Annotated in this window: 16 protein-coding genes and 3 pseudogenes; all 19 read left to right on the top strand. The window is 70.3% G+C overall.

Features of this window, described 5'->3' with window-relative positions:
* Window positions 1-79: 79 nt before the first annotated feature.
* Window positions 80-613, top strand: a pseudogene (pyrR, locus tag QE377_RS16735) (bifunctional pyr operon transcriptional regulator/uracil phosphoribosyltransferase PyrR); the annotation flags it as partial.
* Window positions 610-1,578, top strand: coding sequence for an aspartate carbamoyltransferase catalytic subunit (locus QE377_RS16730; RefSeq protein ID WP_307325549.1), 969 nt, complete (start codon window positions 610-612; stop codon window positions 1,576-1,578). The pseudogene pyrR and the gene QE377_RS16730, both read left to right, overlap by 4 nt.
* Window positions 1,575-2,885, top strand: coding sequence for a dihydroorotase (locus QE377_RS16725; protein WP_307325546.1), 1,311 nt, complete (start codon window positions 1,575-1,577; stop codon window positions 2,883-2,885). The genes QE377_RS16730 and QE377_RS16725 overlap by 4 nt, the downstream gene beginning before the upstream one ends.
* Window positions 2,882-3,394, top strand: coding sequence for a hypothetical protein (locus QE377_RS16720; RefSeq protein WP_307325543.1), 513 nt, complete (start codon window positions 2,882-2,884; stop codon window positions 3,392-3,394). Before QE377_RS16725 ends, QE377_RS16720 begins: the two co-directional genes overlap by 4 nt.
* Window positions 3,391-4,546, top strand: a pseudogene (gene carA, locus QE377_RS16715) (glutamine-hydrolyzing carbamoyl-phosphate synthase small subunit). Before QE377_RS16720 ends, carA begins: the two are co-directional and overlap by 4 nt.
* Window positions 4,546-7,835, top strand: a pseudogene (gene carB, locus QE377_RS16710) (carbamoyl-phosphate synthase large subunit). Before carA ends, carB begins: the two co-directional pseudogenes overlap by 1 nt.
* The gene (gene pyrF, locus QE377_RS16705; protein WP_307325539.1) at window positions 7,832-8,692 is read left to right on the top strand and encodes an orotidine-5'-phosphate decarboxylase; all 861 of its coding nucleotides are present in this window, start codon (window positions 7,832-7,834) and stop codon (window positions 8,690-8,692) included. The pseudogene carB and the gene pyrF overlap by 4 nt, the downstream one beginning before the upstream one ends.
* A complete protein-coding gene (gene gmk, locus QE377_RS16700; protein WP_307325537.1) occupies window positions 8,685-9,599 on the top strand; it encodes a guanylate kinase in 915 nt (304 codons plus the stop codon). Before pyrF ends, gmk begins: the two co-directional genes overlap by 8 nt.
* 54 nt (window positions 9,600-9,653) lie before the next feature.
* A complete protein-coding gene (gene rpoZ / locus QE377_RS16695) occupies window positions 9,654-9,908 on the top strand; it encodes a DNA-directed RNA polymerase subunit omega (RefSeq protein ID WP_137416980.1) in 255 nt (84 codons plus the stop codon).
* A gap of 91 nt (window positions 9,909-9,999) precedes the next feature.
* Window positions 10,000-11,193 carry a methionine adenosyltransferase gene (metK, locus tag QE377_RS16690; RefSeq protein ID WP_307325533.1) on the top strand — a complete coding sequence of 398 codons (1,194 nt, stop codon included), beginning with the start codon at window positions 10,000-10,002 and terminating at the stop codon, window positions 11,191-11,193.
* Window position 11,194: 1 nt separating this feature from the next.
* Window positions 11,195-13,195, top strand: a complete 2,001-nt coding sequence (locus QE377_RS16685) for a primosomal protein N' (protein WP_307325530.1) — start codon at window positions 11,195-11,197, stop codon at window positions 13,193-13,195.
* A gap of 8 nt (window positions 13,196-13,203) precedes the next feature.
* Entirely contained in the window at window positions 13,204-14,124 is a 921-nt protein-coding gene (fmt, locus tag QE377_RS16680; RefSeq protein ID WP_307325527.1) for a methionyl-tRNA formyltransferase, read from the top strand.
* Complete coding sequence (locus QE377_RS16675; protein ID WP_307325524.1) at window positions 14,121-15,485, top strand: RsmB/NOP family class I SAM-dependent RNA methyltransferase; 1,365 nt, start codon at window positions 14,121-14,123, stop codon at window positions 15,483-15,485. Before fmt ends, QE377_RS16675 begins: the two co-directional genes overlap by 4 nt.
* Before the next feature lie 20 nt (window positions 15,486-15,505).
* Complete coding sequence (rpe, locus tag QE377_RS16670; RefSeq protein WP_307325521.1) at window positions 15,506-16,180, top strand: ribulose-phosphate 3-epimerase; 675 nt, start codon at window positions 15,506-15,508, stop codon at window positions 16,178-16,180.
* Window positions 16,181-16,221: 41 nt separating this feature from the next.
* Window positions 16,222-16,485 carry a phosphoribosyl-ATP diphosphatase gene (locus QE377_RS16665; protein WP_137416985.1) on the top strand — a complete coding sequence of 88 codons (264 nt, stop codon included), beginning with the start codon at window positions 16,222-16,224 and terminating at the stop codon, window positions 16,483-16,485.
* A gap of 43 nt (window positions 16,486-16,528) precedes the next feature.
* Entirely contained in the window at window positions 16,529-17,371 is an 843-nt protein-coding gene (gene hisG / locus QE377_RS16660) for an ATP phosphoribosyltransferase (protein WP_307325517.1), read from the top strand.
* Entirely contained in the window at window positions 17,371-18,135 is a 765-nt protein-coding gene (hisF, locus tag QE377_RS16655) for an imidazole glycerol phosphate synthase subunit HisF (RefSeq protein ID WP_307325514.1), read from the top strand. Before hisG ends, hisF begins: the two co-directional genes overlap by 1 nt.
* Window positions 18,132-18,488: a phosphoribosyl-AMP cyclohydrolase gene (gene hisI / locus QE377_RS16650; RefSeq protein ID WP_307325511.1), complete on the top strand. Its 357-nt coding sequence runs from the start codon at window positions 18,132-18,134 to the stop codon at window positions 18,486-18,488. The genes hisF and hisI overlap by 4 nt, the downstream gene beginning before the upstream one ends.
* Window positions 18,485-19,090, top strand: a complete 606-nt coding sequence (locus QE377_RS16645; RefSeq protein WP_307325509.1) for a Trp biosynthesis-associated membrane protein — start codon at window positions 18,485-18,487, stop codon at window positions 19,088-19,090. The genes hisI and QE377_RS16645 overlap by 4 nt, the downstream gene beginning before the upstream one ends.
* The last annotated feature ends 8 nt before the right edge of the window (window positions 19,091-19,098 follow it).

Here is a 19,098-nt window from a genome sequence, read left to right as displayed (position 1 = left end):
GGAGCCGACTGTCTGGGATAGGCTGTATGCAAACCACAGCAACCTTTAACCCCGTCCTGAGAGGCGGAGAAGGGAGCGGCGGATGAGCACGCGAACCGTGCTGCATGAGGCCGACATCGCCAGGGCCCTGACTCGGATCTCCCACGAGATCCTGGAGTCCAACCGCGGTCCGGAGGGGTTGGTGATCCTCGGCATCCCGACGCGAGGGGTGCCACTGGCCCGTCGTATCGGCGCCCTCGTGTCCGACTTCGGCGGGGTACCGGTGCCCGTGGGTGCTCTCGACGTCACGATGTACCGCGACGACCTCGCCAGCAACCCCACCCGGGCACCGCACCGCACCGACATCCCCGCGGGCGGCATCGACCACCGCACGATCGTCCTCGTCGACGACGTGCTCTTCTCGGGCCGGAGCATCAGGGCCGCTCTCGACGCGCTGCAGGACATCGGACGCCCCGCCGCAGTGCGGTTGGCCGCCCTGATCGACCGGGGCCATCGCGAGCTTCCGATCCGCCCGGACTTCGTCGGCAAGAATCTCCCGAGCGCGCGCGACGAGCGCGTCAACGTCCGCCTCGCAGAGACCGACGGCGTCGAGGAGGTGACGATCGAGTCATGAGGAACCTCCTCGACACCCGCACGCTGGACCGTGCACAGGCCCTGCGCATCCTCGACGTCGCAGAAGACATGGCGGACACGCAGCAGCGTGAGATCAAGAAGCTGCCGACGCTGCGCGGCAAGACGGTGGTGAACCTCTTCTTCGAGGACTCGACACGCACCCGCATCTCCTTCGAAGCGGCGGCGAAGCGCCTGTCCGCCGACGTCATCAACTTCTCGGCCAAGGGCTCGAGCGTCTCGAAGGGGGAGTCCCTGCAGGACACCGCCCAGACGCTGCAGGCGATGGGCGCGGATGCGGTCGTCATCCGACACGGCGCATCCGGGGCTCCTCGCACACTCGCCACGAGCGGTTGGATCACCGCCGGTGTGGTCAACGCCGGCGACGGGACCCACGAGCATCCCACCCAGGCGCTGCTGGATGCGTTCACCCTGCGCAAGCGCCTGTTCGGGGCCGACAGCCGCGGGCGGGACCTCTCCGGTGTGTCGGTCGCGATCGTCGGTGACATCCTGCATTCGCGCGTCGCACGCTCCAACGTGTGGCTGCTGCACACGCTGGGCGCGCGGATCACTCTCGTCGGGCCACCGACCCTCATCCCGCAGGATGTGTCGGCATGGCCGGCAGCGATCGAGTACGACCTCGACCGTGCCATCGCCGACGGTCCCGATGCGCTCATGATGCTGCGCATCCAGCTCGAGCGGATGAACGCGGCGTACTTCCCGACCGAGCGCGAGTACGCGAGAGCGTGGGGACTGGACGGCGAGCGTCTCGACGCGCTCCCGGCCGATAGCATTGTCATGCACCCTGGGCCGATGAACCGCGGGCTGGAGATCTCCGCTGCGGCGGCGGATTCGCCGCGATCCACGGTGCTCGAGCAGGTCACCAACGGCGTATCCGTGCGGATGGCCGTGCTGTACCTGCTGCTTGCGGGCGAACGCCCCGCCTCCGAGAAAGAAGGTGCGTCATGAGCGGAACGTACGTGATCCGCGGCGTGCGGCCGGTCGGCGCCGCCGCGGTCGATCTCGTCGTCGCGGACGGCCTCATCCAGGAGATGGGGAGCGGCCTCAGTCGAGCCGGGGCCCAGGTCATCGATGCCGACGGCCTCGTCGCCCTTCCCGGCCTCGTCGATCTGCACACGCATCTGCGAGAGCCTGGCTACGAGGCGTCGGAGACCATCCTCACCGGCTCCCGTGCGGGCGCCGCGGGCGGGTACACGGCCCTGTTCGCCATGCCGAACACGTCGCCCGTCGCGGACACCGCGGGAGTCGTCGAACAGGAGCTCGCGCTCGGCGAAGCCGCCGGCTTCGTCGACGTCCAGCCGATCGGGGCCGTGACGGTCGGACAGAAGGGCGAGCGTCTGGCGGAGCTGGGAGCGATGGCCCACTCCCGCGCCCGTGTGCGTGTGTTCAGCGATGACGGCTTCTGCGTCTTCGATCCGCTCATCATGCGTCGCGCCCTCGAGTACGTGAAGGCGTTTGACGGCGTGATCGCGCAGCACGCGCAGGACCCGCGCCTGACCGAGGGCGCTCAGATGAACGAGGGCGCCGTCTCGGCCGAGCTGGGGCTCACCGGGTGGCCCGCCGTCGCGGAGGAGTCGATCATCGCCCGCGACGTCCTGCTCGCCGAGCATGTCGGCTCGCGCCTGCACGTCTGCCACCTCTCCACGGCCGGCAGCGTCGACATCATCCGCTGGGCGAAGAAGCGGGGCATCGCGGTGACCGCCGAGGTCACCCCGCACCACCTGCTGTTGACCGAAGAACTCGTTCGCGGATACGACGCGCGGTTCAAGGTGAACCCCCCGTTGCGGCGGGACGAGGACGTGCAGGCGGTCCGGGAGGGCCTCGCCGACGGCACGATCGACATCGTCGCAACCGACCACGCACCGCATCCCGCCGAGGCGAAGGCCTGCGAGTGGCAGGCCGCGGCCAACGGCATGGTGGGACTCGAGAGCGCCCTGCGCGTCGTGCACCACGCCATGGTCGAGACCGGGCTGCTCGACTGGGCGGACGTCGCGCGCGTCATGAGCAGCGCGCCCGCCGCGATCGGGCGCCTGCAGGGACACGGCCGTCCTCTCGCCGTAGGCGAGCCGGCTCACCTGGCTCTGTACGACGACGGCGTGCGCGCGAGGTTCGCCGTCGACGACCTGCACGGACGCAGCACCAACTCGCCCTACCTCGGGCGCGAGCTGCCGGGTTCAACGCGGTGGACGTTCCGCGCCGGCACCGCGACCGTGCGCGACGGCGTCGTCGTGGATGCGGCGGAGGTGCACGCATGAGCCGGGAGGGTGCGCTGCTGGTCATGCTCGCCGTCGCGCTGCTGCTGATCGGCCTGATGCTCTGGGGCTGGCTGCGACGAGTGCGACGAGACAGCGGCCTTGCCGCGCCGCTCGGATCGCCGCCCGCCGACGCGGACGTGCTCGCACGCTTCGCCGGCCTGTACGTGGCGACGACCGCGCACGACAGCGCCCTGGAACGTCTCGCCGTTCGAGGGCTCGGGTTCCGCGCCAAGGCCGACCTCCTGATCACCGACGCCGGCGTGGCACTGCTCGCCCACGGAGGCGAGCCGGTGTTCATCGACAGAACGCGCCTCGTGTCCGCGCAGCAGGCCACGGTCACGATCGACCGCGTGGTCGAACGCGACGGGCTCGCCCGCCTCACCTGGCGCATCGACGACGACTCGCTCGTCGACTCCTACTTCCGCCCGCAGGACGCCTCGGCACGCGCGGTCGCCGCCGCCCTCGACGCGATTCTGCCCCACCCCACCTCGACGGGAACCGACGTATGACTCTCTTCCGCTCCGGACCGGCCGTCCTCGTCCTCGAAGACGGCACGCGCCACACCGGCCGCGCCTACGGCGCCACCGGCACCACCCTCGGCGAGGTCGTCTTCGCCACCGGCATGACCGGCTACCAGGAGACCCTCACCGACCCCTCCTACGCGGGGACAGATCGTCCTGCAGACCGCGCCGCACATCGGCAACACCGGTGTCAACGAGGAGGACCCCGAGTCGCGGCGCATCTGGGTCGCCGGCTACATCGTGCGCGACCCCTCGCGCGTCGTGTCCAACTGGCGTGCCGACGAGTCGCTCGACGACGCGCTGACGAACGACGGCATCGTCGGCATCAGCGGGATCGACACCCGTGCCGTGACGCGCCACATCCGCTCCGCCGGCAGCATGCGTGGCGGGATCTTCTCGGGCGACGCGGCCGCGATCGATCCCGAGGAGCAGCTGCGCATCGTCCGCGAAGCGCCGGCGATGGCGGGACAGAACCTCTCCGCATCCGTCTCCGTGATCGAGACCGAGATCACCCCTGCGACCGCGGAGCGCGTCGGCAACCTCGCCGTGCTCGACCTCGGCGTCAAGCAGGCGACGATCGACAACCTCGCCGCTCGCGGCTTCGACGTGCACGTGCTGCCGCAGACCGCCACGATCGAGGAGATCCGTGCGATCGACCCCGTCGCGGTGTTCTACTCCAACGGTCCCGGCGACCCGGCGGCATCCGCCGATCACGTGGAGCTGCTGCGCGCGGTGCTCGATGACCGCCTGCCGTTCTTCGGGATCTGCTTCGGCAACCAGCTGCTCGGGCGCGCGTTGGGCTACGGCACGTACAAGCTCCCCTTCGGTCACCGCGGCATCAACCAGCCCGTCATGGACCGCACGACCGGGCGCGTGGAGATCACCGCGCACAACCACGGCTTCGCGGTGGACGCGCCACTGGATGGCGTGAGCGACAGCCCGAACGGCTACGGCCGCGTCGAGGTCAGCCACGTCGGCCTCAACGATCAGGTCGTCGAGGGCCTGCGCGCGCTCGACATCCCCGCGTTCAGCGTGCAGTACCACCCGGAGGCCGCAGCCGGCCCGCACGACGCGAACTACCTCTTCGACCGGTTCCGGGACATGGTCATCGCCGAGCAGAGCAAGAAGGACACCAAGTAATGCCCAAGCGCGACGACATCCGCTCCGTCCTCGTCATCGGCTCCGGCCCGATCGTCATCGGTCAGGCTTGTGAGTTCGACTACTCCGGCACCCAGGCGTGCCGTGTGCTGCGCGCCGAAGGGGTGCGCGTGATCCTGGTCAACTCGAATCCGGCCACGATCATGACGGACCCCGACTTCGCCGACGCCACCTACATCGAGCCCATCAACTGGCGGGTCATCGAGACCATCATCGCCAAGGAGCGCCCCGACGCGATCCTGCCGACCCTGGGTGGCCAGACGGCGCTGAACGCGGCGATCGACCTGCACAAGAACGGTGTGCTGGAGAAGTACGGCATCGAGCTCATCGGCGCCAACTTCGAGGCCATCAACAAGGGCGAGGACCGCCAGATCTTCAAGGAGCTGGTGATCGAGGCCGGTGCGGATGTGGCCGCCTCCGTCATCTGCCACTCCATGGACGAGCTCCTCGCCGGCGCGGAGAAGCTCGGATACCCGCTCGTGGTGCGCCCCTCGTTCACGATGGGCGGCCTCGGTTCGGGATTCGCCTACGACGAGGCCGACCTCCGCCGCATCGGCGGTGCCGGTCTGCACGACTCTCCGACCAACGAGGTCCTCCTCGAGGAGTCCATCCTCGGGTGGAAGGAGTACGAGCTCGAGCTCATGCGCGACACCGCCGACAACACGGTGGTGGTCTGCTCGATCGAGAACGTCGACCCCGTCGGCGTGCACACGGGAGACTCGATCACCGTCGCCCCCGCCCTCACGCTGACCGACCGCGAGTACCAGAAGCTGCGCGACATCGGGATCGAGATCATCCGTCGCGTGGGTGTCGACACGGGCGGTTGCAACATCCAGTTCGCCGTCGACCCCGTGACGGGCCGCATCATCGTGATCGAGATGAACCCGCGCGTGTCGCGCTCCTCGGCGCTGGCGTCCAAGGCCACGGGATTCCCGATCGCCAAGATCGCCGCCAAGCTCGCGATCGGCTACCGCCTCGACGAGAGATCCCGAACGACATCACGAAGGTGACCCCGGCGAGCTTCGAGCCGACGCTGGACTACGTCGTCGTCAAGGTGCCCCGGTTCAACTTCGAGAAGTTCCCCGCTGCGGACACGACCCTCACGACGACCATGAAGTCCGTCGGCGAGGCGATGGCGATCGGTCGCAACTACGCGACGGCTCTGCAGAAGGCGCTGCGCTCGCTCGAGAAGCGCGGCTCCAGCTTCCACTGGGGCGAGGAGCAGCGCTCGGTCGATGAGCTCCTGGAGATCGCAGCCACCCCGACCGACGGGCGCATCGTGGTGCTGCAGCAGGCCATGCGCAAGGGCGCCACGATCGAGCAGGCGTTCGAGGCGACGGCGATCGACCCCTGGTTCCTCGATCAGATCGCACTCATCAACGAGGTGGCCGAGTTCGTGCGCGCGGCCGCCGAGCTCGACGCCGAGGTGCTGCGGGTCGCGAAGGAGCACGGCTTCAGCGACGTGCAGATCGCCGAGCTGCGCGGCATCGGCGAGGCCGAGGTGCGCGGCATCCGCCACGCCCTGGGGTTGCGCCCCGTCTACAAGACGGTCGACACCTGCGCCGGGGAGTTCCCGGCCCTCACGCCGTACCACTACTCGAGCTACGACACCGAGACGGAGGTGTCGCCCTCGGAGCGCACCAAGGTCGTCATCATCGGCTCCGGTCCCAACCGCATCGGTCAGGGCGTCGAGTTCGACTACTCGTGCGTGCACGCCAGCTTCGCGCTCTCGGATGCGGGCTACGAGACGGTCATGATCAACTGCAACCCCGAGACGGTCTCGACCGACTACGACACGAGCGATCGGCTGTACTTCGAGCCCCTCACGCTCGAAGACGTCCTCGAGGTGCTGCACGCCGAGAGCGCCTCCGGCGAGATCCTCGGTGTCATCTGCCAGCTCGGCGGTCAGACCCCGCTGGGCCTCGCGAAGGGCATCGAAGCAGCGGGCTACCGCATCCTGGGCACGAGCCCCGCGGCGATCGATCTGGCGGAGGAGCGCGAGCTGTTCTCGCGCCTCCTGGACGACGCGGGCCTGGTGGCGCCGCGCAGCGGCACGGCGATCGACGTCGACGGCGCGGTGAGCGTCGCCGAGGAGATCGGCTACCCGGTGCTGGTGCGTCCGAGCTTCGTGCTCGGCGGCCGCGGCATGGAGATCGTCTACTCGACCGAGGCGCTGCGCGACTACTTCGTCCGTATCGCCGACGCGGCGATCATCGGCCCGGGGCTGCCCCTGCTCGTCGACCGGTTCCTGGACGACGCGATCGAACTCGACGTCGATGCCCTGTTCGACGGCCAGGAGCTGTACATCGGCGGCGTGATGGAGCACCTGGAGGAGGCGGGCATCCACTCCGGCGACTCCTCCTGTACGCTCCCGCCGGTTTCGTTGGGCCGCACCGACATCGACCGGGTCCGCGAGGCGACGCTCGCCATCGCCCAGGGCGTGGGGGTGCGGGGACTGCTCAACGTGCAGTTCGCCATCAGTGCGGGTGTGCTCTACGTGATCGAAGCGAACCCGCGCGCGAGCCGTACGGTGCCCTTCGTCTCCAAGGCGCTCGGCATTCCGCTCGCGAAGGCGGCCAGCCGCATCATGGCGGGCAGCTCCATCGCCGAGCTCAAAGCGGAGGGCATGCTGCCCGAGCAGGACGGCTCGCGCGTTCCGCTGGACGCGCCCGTCGCCGTCAAAGAGGCCGTGCTGCCCTTCAAGCGGTTCCGCACGAAGGACGGTCAGACCGTCGACTCCGTGCTCGGCCCTGAGATGCGCTCGACCGGTGAGGTCATGGGGTTCGACCGCGATTTCCCGACGGCGTTCGCGAAGAGCCAGCAGGCCGCCTACGGCGGAATGCCCCTGTCGGGCACGGTGTTCATCTCCGTCGCCGACGCCGACAAGCGCGCCGTCATCCTGCCGGCGCATCGTCTCCAGGAACTCGGCTACGAGCTCGTGGCGACGGAGGGAACGGCCGAGATCCTGGCACGCAACGGCATCGCCGTGCGCACCGTGAACAAGTACTCCGCGACGCAGGAGACGGGGGAGACGAACATCGTCGACCTCATCAACGCGGGTGAGATCGACATGATCGTCAACACGCCCAGCGGCGGCCTGGCGCGTGCAGACGGCTACGAGATCCGCGCGGCCGCGGTGGCTGCGGACAAGGCCCTGTTCACGACGATGGCCGTGCTCGGCGCCGCCGTCAGCGCGCTGCCCGTGTTGCGCGAGGGGTTCGACGTGAAGAGCCTTCAGGAGTACGCGGTGGAGCGGACGGCGCGCGCGTGAGCGCAGCCGGTTTCGGAACGCGGCTCCACGCCGCGCTCGAGGAGTACGGGCAGCTGTGCGTGGGGATCGATCCCCACGCACAGCTGCTGCGCGCCTGGGGCCTCGGCGAGGATGCGGCCGGTGTGCGCGAGTTCGGCCTCCGCGTCGTGGACGCGGCGGCCGGGCGCGTGGGCGTCGTGAAGCCGCAGGTCGCGTTCTACGAACGATTCGGGTCGGCAGGCTACGCGGCCCTCGAGGACGTGCTCGCGGCAGCGCGGGATGCGGGTCTGCTGGTGATCGCCGATGCGAAGCGCGGTGACATCGGTTCGACGATGGACGGCTACGCCGCCGCTTGGCTCGAGCCGGGTTCGCCCCTGGAAGCGGATGCGCTCACCCTCAGCCCGTATCTCGGACCGGAATCGCTGCACGAGACCATCACGCGCGCGATCCGGGCGGACAAGGGCGTGTTCGTCCTGGCGGCGACGAGCAACCGAGAGGCCGCCGCCGTGCAGACCGCCATCACGGTGGACGCATCCGCCGGCGATGACGAGCCGACCGCGGCCCGTGTCGCCCGCGAGGTCGGTTCCTACAACGTGGGAAGCGCGGGAGCCCTCGGCCCCGCGGGGGTGGTCGTGGGAGCGACGCTGCAGCGCACATCGTTCGGCCTCACCGACACCGTGCTGGCCGGGACTCCCATCCTGGCGCCGGGCTTCGGTGCGCAGGGTGCACAGCCGTCGGACCTCGACGCGCTCTTCGGCTACGTGGCTGCGCAGGTCGTCGCCAGTGAGAGCAGGAGCATCCTGTCTGCCGGCCCTGCTCGCCTGGCCGCCCGCATCGACGAGAGACGCGCGCTCTATTCGGAGGTTCGCCGTGGTTGACAGCCGAACGCCTCCCGAGGTCGACCGAGCCGCCGCTTCGCGGCGGGCCGTCGAAGCCCGCCGCGCCCGGGCATCGCTCAAACGCGACCTCGCCACTCGCGTGATCAGCGGCCAGGAGGTTCTGCGACGTGCGGTGGCAGAACCCACATCCGCCGCCGGGACCCTGCGCGTCCCGGAGTTCCTCACCTCGCTCCCGGCCATCGGAGAGGGCAAGCGCGACCGCATCCTCGCCGAGCTCGGCATCTCGCCCGTGAAGCGTCTCGGCGGTCTCGGGGTGCGCCAGCGCGCCGCGCTGCACGGGTGGCTCGACGGGCGTCTCCCGGAACCCGAGCCGCGCGCGGCACGCAGCCGTCTGCTCGTGCTCGCAGGCCCGACCGCGGTCGGCAAGGGCACCGTGGCCGCCCATATCCAGGAGCACTACCCGGAGATCCTTCTCTCCGTCTCGGCGACCACGCGTCCGCCTCGCCCCGGCGAGATCGACGGCACGCACTACTTCTTCGTGGACGACGCCGCCTTCGACGAACTCATCGCCCGCGGTGAGCTGCTGGAATGGGCGACCGTGCACAACAAGTACCGGTACGGCACGCCCCGCGGGCCGATCGAACGCGCGTTGGCCGACGGTCGCACGGTTCTGCTCGAGATCGATCTGCAGGGAGCTCGGCAGGTGCGGGCGGCAGCGCCGGACGCCGCGCTCGTGTTCCTGCTCCCGCCCAGCTGGGACGAGCTCGTGCAGCGTCTGGTCGGGCGCGGCACGGAGGATGCCGAGGAGCGCACGCGACGCCTGCGCACCGCACGGGTGGAACTGGCGGCTCAGGGCGAGTTCGACTACCGGGTCGTGAACGCAGAAGTCGCCGAGGCGGCGCGCAAGGTCGTAGAATTGACGAAGGCTTCCGCGCGTCTATCGTGATGCGTCGTCGTCGAACGACTCTCCGCCGACATCCCCGAACCAGGAGGTACCGCCATGGCTGGGACCAACCAGGGCATCATCGAGCCCCCCATCGACAGCCTTCTCGACAAGGTCGACTCGAAGTATCAGCTCGTCATCTACGCATCCAAGCGGGCGCGTCAGATCAACGACTATTACTCCGATCTGCACGAGGGCAACCTCTTCGACAACGTGGGCCCGCTCGTGGACTCCACGATCGAGGACAAGCCGCTCACGATCGCGCTGCACGAGATCAACGAAGACAAGCTGCGGCTGCGTCACGCCGAGTGATCTGATCATCTCGACGCTCCCCCCGGCACTTCGGTGTCCGGGGGGAGCGTCACAGTGGGGGGGTGTCCCTCACATCTCGAGTGGAGTTGCGATGACCGAGCTGCGTCTTTTCACGTCCGAGTCCGTCACGGAAGGCCATCCGGACAAGATCTGCGACCAGATCTCCGACAGCATCCTCGACGCGATCATCGCGGAGGATCCGACGGGCCGCGTCGCCGTCGAGACCCTCGTGACGACGGGTCTCGTGCACGTCGCCGGCGAAGTGTCGACGCGTGCCTACGTCGAGATCCCCGCGATCGTGCGCGACGTCGTGAACCGCATCGGATACACCTCCAGCGACACCGGTTTCGACGGCGACTCGTGCGGTGTCTCGGTCTCCATCGGCGCACAGTCCTCGGATATCGCCGCGGGCGTCAACCAGGCGTTCGAGCAGCGCGAGGGACGATCGGTGGATCCCCGCGACGAACAGGGCGCCGGCGACCAGGGCATCATGTTCGGCTTCGCGACGACCGAGACGGCACAGCTCATGCCCATGGCGGCGTGGACAGCGCACCGGATGGCGGAACGCCTGGCGGCGGTGCGCCGATCGGGCGCCCTCGACTTCCTCCGTCCCGACGGCAAGACGCAGGTGACCCTCGGCTACGACGGCCACACGCCCAAGACGGTGGAGTCGGTCGTGCTGTCGACGCAGCATCATCCCGATATCAGTCAGGATGAGCTGCGCAAGCTGGTGCGTCGGGAGGTCATCGACCCCGTCCTCGCGGACACCGGGCTCGACACGCCCGATGTGCGGTACTACATCAACCCCGCGGGCCCCTTCGTGACCGGCGGCCCCAAGGGCGACGCCGGCTTGACCGGCCGCAAGATCATCATCGACACCTACGGGGGCGCCGCGCGCCACGGCGGTGGCGCCTTCAGCGGCAAGGACCCCTCCAAGGTCGACCGCTCCGCCGCCTACGCCATGCGCTGGGTCGCCAAGAACGCGGTCGCGGCAGGTCTCGCCGAGCGCCTCGAGGTGCAGGTCGCGTACGCGATCGGTAAGGCGAGTCCCGTCGGCCTGTACGTCGAGAGCTTCGGCACGGGACATGTGAGCGACGAGACGATCACCGCGGCGATCCTCGACGTCTTCGACCTGCGACCCAAGGCCATCATCGACCAGCTGGATCTGCTGCGTCCCATCTACTCGGCCACGGCCGCCTACGGTCACTTCGGTCGCGAGCTTCCCGAGTTCACCTGGGAGCGTCTGGACCGCGTCGACGAGTTGCGCGCCGCAGCCGGGCTCTGAGATGCCCGGGGCAGCCGGCCCCGGTCGGCCCGTCGCGCGCGTCCTGCTCGACTCGCCGCTGCCGCAGCTCGACCGCCTCTTCGACTACGCGATCCCGCCCGAGTTCGACGCGGATGCTGTGCCCGGGGTGCGCGTCCGTGTCCCGTTGCGAAGTGCCGGCCGCGTCGTCGACGGGTTCCTCGTCGAACGCGGCGAGGAGACGGACCATGAGCGTCCGCTCTCCGAGCTCGACAGCGTGGTCTCGCCGATGCGCGTCCTACCTCCGAGCCTCTACAGCCTCGCCCGGCGCGTCGCCGATCGGGCGGCGGGATCCGCATCCGACGTCCTTCGCCTCGCGGTGCCGAAGCGGATGGTGCGTGCCGAGAAAGCATGGCTGCACTCGCCCGAGCCCGTCGTCGAGGCGCCCCATGCCGATGCGGTGAAGACCGCCGAAGAGGTCCTCGCGGCGTTTCCGCACCTGGCGGAGGGTATCCGCGCCGGCGAACGCCTCGCCGTGGATGCGACGCCGCGCGTCGTGGAGCTCGCGGAGGGCGGCACGGTCGGATCGTGGGCCGTCCTGATCGCTGCGGCGGCGACCATCACCCTCGCCGCGGGACGGAGCGTGGTGATCGTCGTTCCCGACCACCGTGATCAGGAACAGGTGATGACCGCCCTCGCGGGGCGCGTGCCGCCGAACGCGCTCGTGCAGTCCGACGCTCGGCAGACCGGACCCTCACGCTACGGCGCGTACCTGCGCACCCTCGCGGCGGCGCCCTGCATCGTGGTCGGGAACCGATCCGCCGTCTACGCGCCCACGAGTGACACGGGTCTCGTCGTGATCTGGGACGACGGCGACCCGTTGCTGGCAGAGCCCCTGAGCCCCGGCGTGCACGCGCGCGACGTCGCGCTGCTGCGCCAGGAGAGCGAGCAGAGCGCCTTGCTGGTGCTGGGGCACACGCGCACCACGGATGTCGAGCGGCTCGTTCAGATCGGGTGGTTCCGCCACCTGGCCGCGGCCCGTCGGGTCACGCCGCGCGTCGTGCTGACGGCGACGTCCGATGCGGTCGCGCAGGCACGCATCCCCTCCTCGGCGTTCCAGGCCGTGCGGGACGCGCTGACGGAGGGACCGGTCCTGGTCCAGGTGGCCCGCCCCGGATACGCGCCGGTAGTGGTCTGCTCCTCGTGCCGCGCGCCCGCGCGCTGCCTGCACTGCTCGGGGCCGCTCCGCGTGCGCAGGCAGGGCAGACCACCGGAGTGCGCCTGGTGCGGACGCGGGATCGCCGGCTGGCAGTGCGCGGTGTGCGAGGGGCAGCATCTGCGTCTCGCATCGTCGGGAAGCGAGCGCACTGCGGACGAACTCGGTCGGGCATTCCCCGGGACGCGCGTGATCGTGGCCGACGGCGAACATCCGGTCGCGCGCGTCGAGCATCGCCCTGCTCTGGTCATCGCGACCAGGGGGGCGGAGCCGATCGCGGAAGGCGGGTACCGAGCGGTGCTGCTGCTGGACGGCGACCGGATGCTGCTCGCCGAGGACCTGCGGATCGGCGAGTCGTGTCTGCGGTGGTGGTCGAACGCGGCCGCGCTGACCACGCCCGGCGCACCGGTGCTGCTGACCGGGGTCGCCGGTCCGCTCGCCCGAGCTCTGGCCACGTGGACGCAGGCCGCCTACGCCCGCGCGGAGCTCGCCGACCGAGCGGTGCTGCATCTGCCGCCCGCGGTGCGGGTCGCGGTCGTCGAGGGCGAGCCCCGGACCGTCCACGAGGCGCTTGCGCAGCTGCGCGCCGAGGTTCCCGCGCTCGACCCCGATGCCGTCCTCGGGCCGTCCGAGATCCTCGGAGAGGATCCGCCCCGGTCGCGAGCCCTCGTGCGATTCGACTATGGCCATGGGAAGGCCGTGACGGGCTCTCTGCGGGCCGCACTCATCGCCGACGCCGTCCGCGCGCGCCGTGCGCGCGGCCGGAGCCCTGCGCGGAGCCGGAATACACTCAGAGTTCGGGTGGACGTGCCCGATCCCGAGCTGTGAGGAACCCGATGCGTCTTGTCTTCGCGGGAACGCCCGAACCCGCCGTCGCCTCGCTTCGCGCCCTGGCCGGCACCGATCACGAGGTCGCCTGCGTCGTCACCCGCCGTGACGCGCCCGTGGGGCGCAAGCGCGTGCTCACGCCGTCGCCCGTCGCCGCTGCTGCCGCGGAACTGGATCTCGACGTGTTCAAGACCGATCGCTTGGATGCGGAGGCGACCGAGCACATCGCGGCGCTCGAACCGGATCTGGGCGTCATCGTGGCGTACGGCGGCCTCGTCCGGGAGCCGCTGCTGAGCACACCGCGGCTCGGGTGGATCAACCTTCACTTCTCGTTGCTGCCGCGCTGGCGCGGAGCCGCGCCCGTGCAACGGGCGCTCATCGCCGGGGACAGCGAGACCGGGACGAACGTGTTCCAGTTGACCGCGGGTCTCGACGAGGGCGCCGTGTACGGGGGAACCCGCTACCGCATCCCCGCAACAGCCACCGCCGGACGCGTGCTGGACGATCTCGCGCGCGACGGTGCCGCGGCGCTCGTCGACGTCGTCGATCAGCTGGCGACCGGGACCGCTCGCGGAGTTCCGCAGGCGGGAGAGAGCACGTACGCGGGCAAGCTGACCGCCGAGGACGGCCGTCTGGACTGGACGCAGGCGGCGGATGCGGTCCTGTCGCGCTTCCGGGGCACGACGCCCGAACCGGGCGCCTTCACGACGGTCGACGGCGCGCGCGTGAAGATCCACGACATGCATCGCGCGGAGCACGCCGCGGCCTTGGCGCCGGGGGTGATCCGTGCGGCGCGGTCCGAAGTGCTCGTCGGTACCGCGACCGACCCCGTCGCGCTCGTGCGCGTGCAGCCGGCGGGGAAGGCGGCGATGGCTGCGGGCGACTGGCTGCGAGGCCTTCGCGCCCCGGAAGGGCTGGTGGCGTCGTGAGCGGCTCCGATCCGCGGCGGGTGGCCTTCGACACGCTGCGCGCCGTCGCCGCATCCGATGCCTACGCGAACCTGCTTCTGCCGGCCGAGATCGCGCGAGCGGGCCTCGATGCGAAGGACGCTGCCCTCGCGACCGAGCTGACCTACGGGACCCTGCGGCGCCTGGGCACCTACGACGCCATCATCGCGTCGGCGGCGGGGCGGCCCACCGACGAGATCGACGAGGACGTGCTCGACGCCCTGCGACTGGGCGCGCATCAGCTGCTGTCGACCCGGATCGCGTCCCACGCGGCCGTGCACGAAACGGTGGGGCTCGTGCGCGAGACGATCGGCGCTGCGCCGACCGGGTTCGTCAACGCCGTGCTCCGGAGGATCTCCCGCGACACGCCGGGGGAGTGGCTCGCCCGTATCGAGGCGGCGGCACGTTCCGACGACGAACGGCTGGGGCTCGCGTATGCGCATCCGGTCTGGGTGATCCGCGCCTTCCGCCGGGCGCTGGCCGCCGAGGGGCGCGCCGACGAACTCGAAGACCTGCTGCGTGCGGACAACGCGTCGCCGCGGGTCTCGCTGGCGGTGCTTCCCGGTCTCGCCGATCGGCCGGCCGAGCTCGCGCCGACGCGGTACTCGCCCGTCGGCGCACTCTCCGCAGGCGGAGACCCCGAGCCGCTGATCCGTGCGGCCGGCGGCCGCATCCGCGTGCAGGACGAGGGCTCGCAGCTGGCCGCGCTCGCACTCAGCCGGGCCGAGCCGGTGACCGCAGGGGAGCGGTGGCTCGATCTGTGCGCCGGGCCCGGCGGCAAGACAGCCCTGCTCGCCGCCGAGGCTCTGGCAGGCGGAGCGCTGCTCGAGGCGAACGAGATCGCTCCCGCGCGTGCGGGCCTCGTGCGTCAGGCTCTCGCGGGCGTTCCCGCAGAGATCGCGGTCAGCGAGGAGGACGGCCGTTCGCGTGCGGGCAGGGCCCGTTACGACCGCATCCTGGTCGATGCGCCCTGCACGGGCCTGGGTGCCCTGCGCCGGCGACCCGAGGCGCGCTGGCGGAAGTCGCCGTCAGACGTGGCGGCGCTCGCGAGCCTTCAGCGGGAACTGTTGGAGAGCGCTCTCGATGCGCTGACGCCCGGCGGCATCGTCGCCTACGTCACGTGCTCGCCCCACCTGGCGGAGACGAGCGCGGTCGTGGCCGAGGTGCGTGGACGCCGAGGCGACGACATAGAGGAGCTCGACGCCCGCGCCGTGCTCCAGGATGTGGCCAGCCACCCCCTGGATCTGCCCACGCCCGCCGATGGCTCAGGACGCGCCCAGCTGTGGCCCCACCGTCACGGGACGGACGCGATGTCGATCTCGCTCCTGCGGCGACGCGCGTGACCGTCGCCGATAATGGCAGGGTGAGCGCCCCCCGCATCAATCCCTCGATCCTCGCCGCAGACTTCGTCAACATGCAGGCGGAGCTCGGTCGCATCTCCGGTGCCGACTTCGTGCACGTGGACGTGATGGACAACCACTTCGTGCCGAACCTCACGTTCGGTCCGCAGATGGTCGAGCGCGTGCAGGCGACGAGTCCCGTGCCGCTGGACGTCCACCTCATGATCGACGACCCCGATCGCTGGGCGCCCGGATACGCGGAGCTTGGTGCGGCCTCGGTGACCTTCCACCTCGAAGCCGCCGCCGACCCGGTGGCTCTCGCACGGCGGCTGCGTGAGATCGGTGCACGTGCCGGGGTGGCGATCAAACCCGGGACCTCGGAGGAGCCGCTCCTGGAGCTGCTGCACGAGTTCGATCAGATCCTGGTGATGACCGTGGAGCCGGGATTCGGCGGACAGTCGTTCATGCCCGAGACGATGCCCAAGCTCGCCCGGCTCGCCGACGCCGCGCGCCGGGTCGACTCCGCGGTCTGGCTCCAGGTCGACGGCGGCATCGCTCCAGCCACCATCGAGCAGGCGGCCTCCGCCGGCGCGGACACGTTCGTCGCCGGATCCGCCGTGTTCGGCGCGGCGGATCCGGATGCGGCGATCGCCGGGCTCAGGGCGCAGGCCGCCGATGCGAGGATGCACCGCCACTGAGGGCGACATCCGAGTCGGTCGGCGGACGGTACCCTAGGACGGTGAAGACGTTCGACGACCTGTTCGCGGAGCTGGAGCTCAAGGCCCGGACGCGACCGGCCGGATCCGGCACCGTCGCGGAGCTGGATGCCGGTGTGCACGCGATCGGCAAGAAGATCGTCGAAGAGGCCGCGGAGGTCTGGATGGCCGCCGAGTACCAGAGCGACACCGAAGCGGCTGAGGAGATCTCCCAGCTGCTCTACCACCTCCAGGTGCTCATGCTGGCCAAGGGTCTGACGCCGGCGGACGTGTACCGACATCTCTGATGCCCGCACCCGCCGCATCCGTCACCTTCCCGAGAGTTTTCCCATGCTGAGAATCGCCGTGCCCAACAAGGGCTCCCTTTCCGAGACCGCGGCGGCCATGCTCGCCGAAGCGGGCTACAAGGGCCGTCGTGATCCGAAGGATCTGCACGCCATCGACCCGCTCAACGACGTCGAGTTCTTCTACCTGCGCCCCAAGGACATCGCCACCTACGTCGGTTCGGGCGCGCTCGATGTCGGAATCACCGGTCGCGACCTGCTGCTGGACGCCCGCATGCCGGGTGCGCGCGAGATCGAGGCGCTCGGATTCGGCGGCTCCACGTTCCGCTTCGCCGGCCCTCCCGGTCGGTTCACCGAACTCGCCGACCTCGAGGGGATGCGGGTCGCCACCGCCTACCCGGGCCTCGTCGACGCCTACCTCGACGAGCACGGTGTGGCCGTCGACCTCGTGCCGCTCGACGGTGCCGTGGAGTCGGCCGTCGAACTCGGCGTCGCCGACGCGGTGGCCGACGTCGTCTCCACCGGCACCACGCTTCGCCAGGCGGGGCTCGAGATCTTCGGCCCGGTCCTTCTGGAGTCGGATGCGGTCTTGATCACCGGCGCGCAGGAGCCTGCAGGCCTCGAGACGCTGCTGCGCCGCCTGCGCGGTGTCATCGTCGCGCGCGAGTACGTGCTCATCGATTACGACCTGCCCGCCGCCCTCGTCGACGACGCGATCGCCGTCGCCCCAGGTATCGAATCACCGACGATCTCGCCGCTGCGGGATCCGTCGTGGGTGGCGGTGCGTGTCATGAGCCCGCGCAAGGGCGTGAACCAGGTCATGGACGCGCTCTATGCGATTGGTGCGAGGGCGATCCTCGTGACCGAGATCCACGCGGCGAGGCTCTGATGAGCGTGGTCTGCCGAGTCATCCCGTGCCTGGACGTGGCGGCGGGGCGAGTGGTGAAGGGCGTGAACTTCGAGAACCTCCGCGACATGGGAGACCCCGTCGAGCTCGCGCGCGTGTACTTCGAACAGGGTGCTGACGAGCTCACGTTCCTCGACGTGACGGCGACCGTCGACGAGCGGGCGACGACCTACGACGTCGTGCGTCGCACGGCGGAAGAGGTCTTCATCCCGTTGACCGTCGGCGGCGGCGTTCGTTCGGACGAGGACGTCGCGAGGCTGCTCGCGGTCGGCGCGGACAAGATCGGCGTGAACTCCGCGGCGATCGCCCGTCCTGGCCTGATCGACGAGATCGCCGACCGCTTCGGTGCGCAGGTGCTCGTGCTGTCGCTCGATGTCAAGCGCGCCGAGGGGATGCCCTCCGGGTTCGCCATCACGACCCACGGCGGACGTACGCTGACGCAGCTCGACGCGCTCGCGTGGGCACGCGAGGCGATCGAGCGCGGTGCGGGCGAGCTGCTGGTCAACTCGATCGACGCCGACGGCACGAAGAACGGCTTCGACCTCGAGCTCGTCGCTCTGATGCGGGAGATCTCTCGCGTTCCGGTCATCGCCTCCGGCGGCGCCGGGCAGGTCGGCGATTTCGCGCCCGCGATCCGAGCCGGCGCCGATGCCGTGCTCGCCGCATCCGTGTTCCACTCCGGTCAGCTCACGGTCGGCGACGTCAAGGACGCGCTGGTCGGAGACGGGATCGAGGTGCGGCGGTGAGCGAGAGCATCGAGGAGCGCATCTCCCGAGTCCGCTTCAACGACCAGGGCCTGGTCGCGGCGATCGTGCAGCAGTGGGACACCCGAGAGGTGCTCATGATGGGCTGGATGGATGCGGAGGCGCTGCGGCGCACGCTCACGTCCGGCCGCGCCACGTACTGGTCGCGCTCGAGGCAGGAGTACTGGCGCAAGGGCGACACCTCGGGGAACATCCAGGTCGTGCACGGTGCCCGTCTGGACTGCGACGGCGATGCCGTGCTGCTGTCCGTCGAACAGACCGGCCCCGCCTGTCACACCGGCACACGGACCTGCTTCGACTCCGACGACCTGGACCCCGTTCGAGGCGGCGAGTGATCCGTCGCGCGCGCTCGAGCGCGGTTCTGGCGATCCTGGTAGGCGGTGCCGCGAGCACCCTGGCGGCCACGCAGACCTGGATCCACGTCGCGCTGACGGACGGCGCGGCCGCCGATGTCGCGGTCGCGGGGACCGCCGCCATCCCCGTGCTCACGCCGCTGAGTCTCGCGGTGCTCGCGTTGGGCGCTGCGTTGTCGATCGTCGGCCGGGTCCTCCGGGTCGTGTTCGGCGCTCTGACGGTGGCTGCCGCGATCGGTATCGCGCTGCTCACGGCGCCCGTCGCCTTCGACGCTCCCATCGACGCCTATGCCCCGAGCGTGACGGAGACCACCGGCATCACCGGTGACTCGTCGGTGGCGGCACTCGTCGCGAGCACGAGCGTCACGGGGTGGCCCGTGGTCACCCTCGTCGCCGCCGTCGTGCTGCTGGTGGCGGGCTCGTTCGTTCTCGTCACCGGTTGGCGCTGGCCGGGCGGAGGGCGCAAGTACGACGCTCCGCGCCGTAGGGGAGCCACCGCCGACGGCGCACCGCTGGACGCGATCGACTCGTGGGACGACCTCTCGCGCGGCGATGATCCGACCTTCCCCGACCCGCCCCGCTAGACTGGATC

This window comes from Microbacterium sp. SORGH_AS_0862 (genome assembly GCF_030818795.1).
In the GTDB taxonomy this organism is placed as follows: Bacteria; Actinomycetota; Actinomycetes; order Actinomycetales; family Microbacteriaceae; genus Microbacterium.
Note: the sequence above shows the minus strand (reverse complement) of the source record. Positions and strands in the feature narration are given on the sequence as shown.

Coding starts and splice junctions, on each gene's coding strand:
- QE377_RS16730 (WP_307325549.1), top strand. CDS start 610: ATGAGGAACCTCCTCGACACCCGCACGCTGGACCGTGCACAGGCCCTG.
- QE377_RS16725 (WP_307325546.1), top strand. CDS start 1,575: ATGAGCGGAACGTACGTGATCCGCGGCGTGCGGCCGGTCGGCGCCGCC.
- QE377_RS16720 (WP_307325543.1), top strand. CDS start 2,882: ATGAGCCGGGAGGGTGCGCTGCTGGTCATGCTCGCCGTCGCGCTGCTG.
- rpoZ (WP_137416980.1), top strand. CDS start 9,654: ATGGCTGGGACCAACCAGGGCATCATCGAGCCCCCCATCGACAGCCTT.
- metK (WP_307325533.1), top strand. CDS start 10,000: ATGACCGAGCTGCGTCTTTTCACGTCCGAGTCCGTCACGGAAGGCCAT.
- QE377_RS16685 (WP_307325530.1), top strand. CDS start 11,195: ATGCCCGGGGCAGCCGGCCCCGGTCGGCCCGTCGCGCGCGTCCTGCTC.
- fmt (WP_307325527.1), top strand. CDS start 13,204: ATGCGTCTTGTCTTCGCGGGAACGCCCGAACCCGCCGTCGCCTCGCTT.
- hisG (WP_307325517.1), top strand. CDS start 16,529: ATGCTGAGAATCGCCGTGCCCAACAAGGGCTCCCTTTCCGAGACCGCG.
- hisF (WP_307325514.1), top strand. CDS start 17,371: ATGAGCGTGGTCTGCCGAGTCATCCCGTGCCTGGACGTGGCGGCGGGG.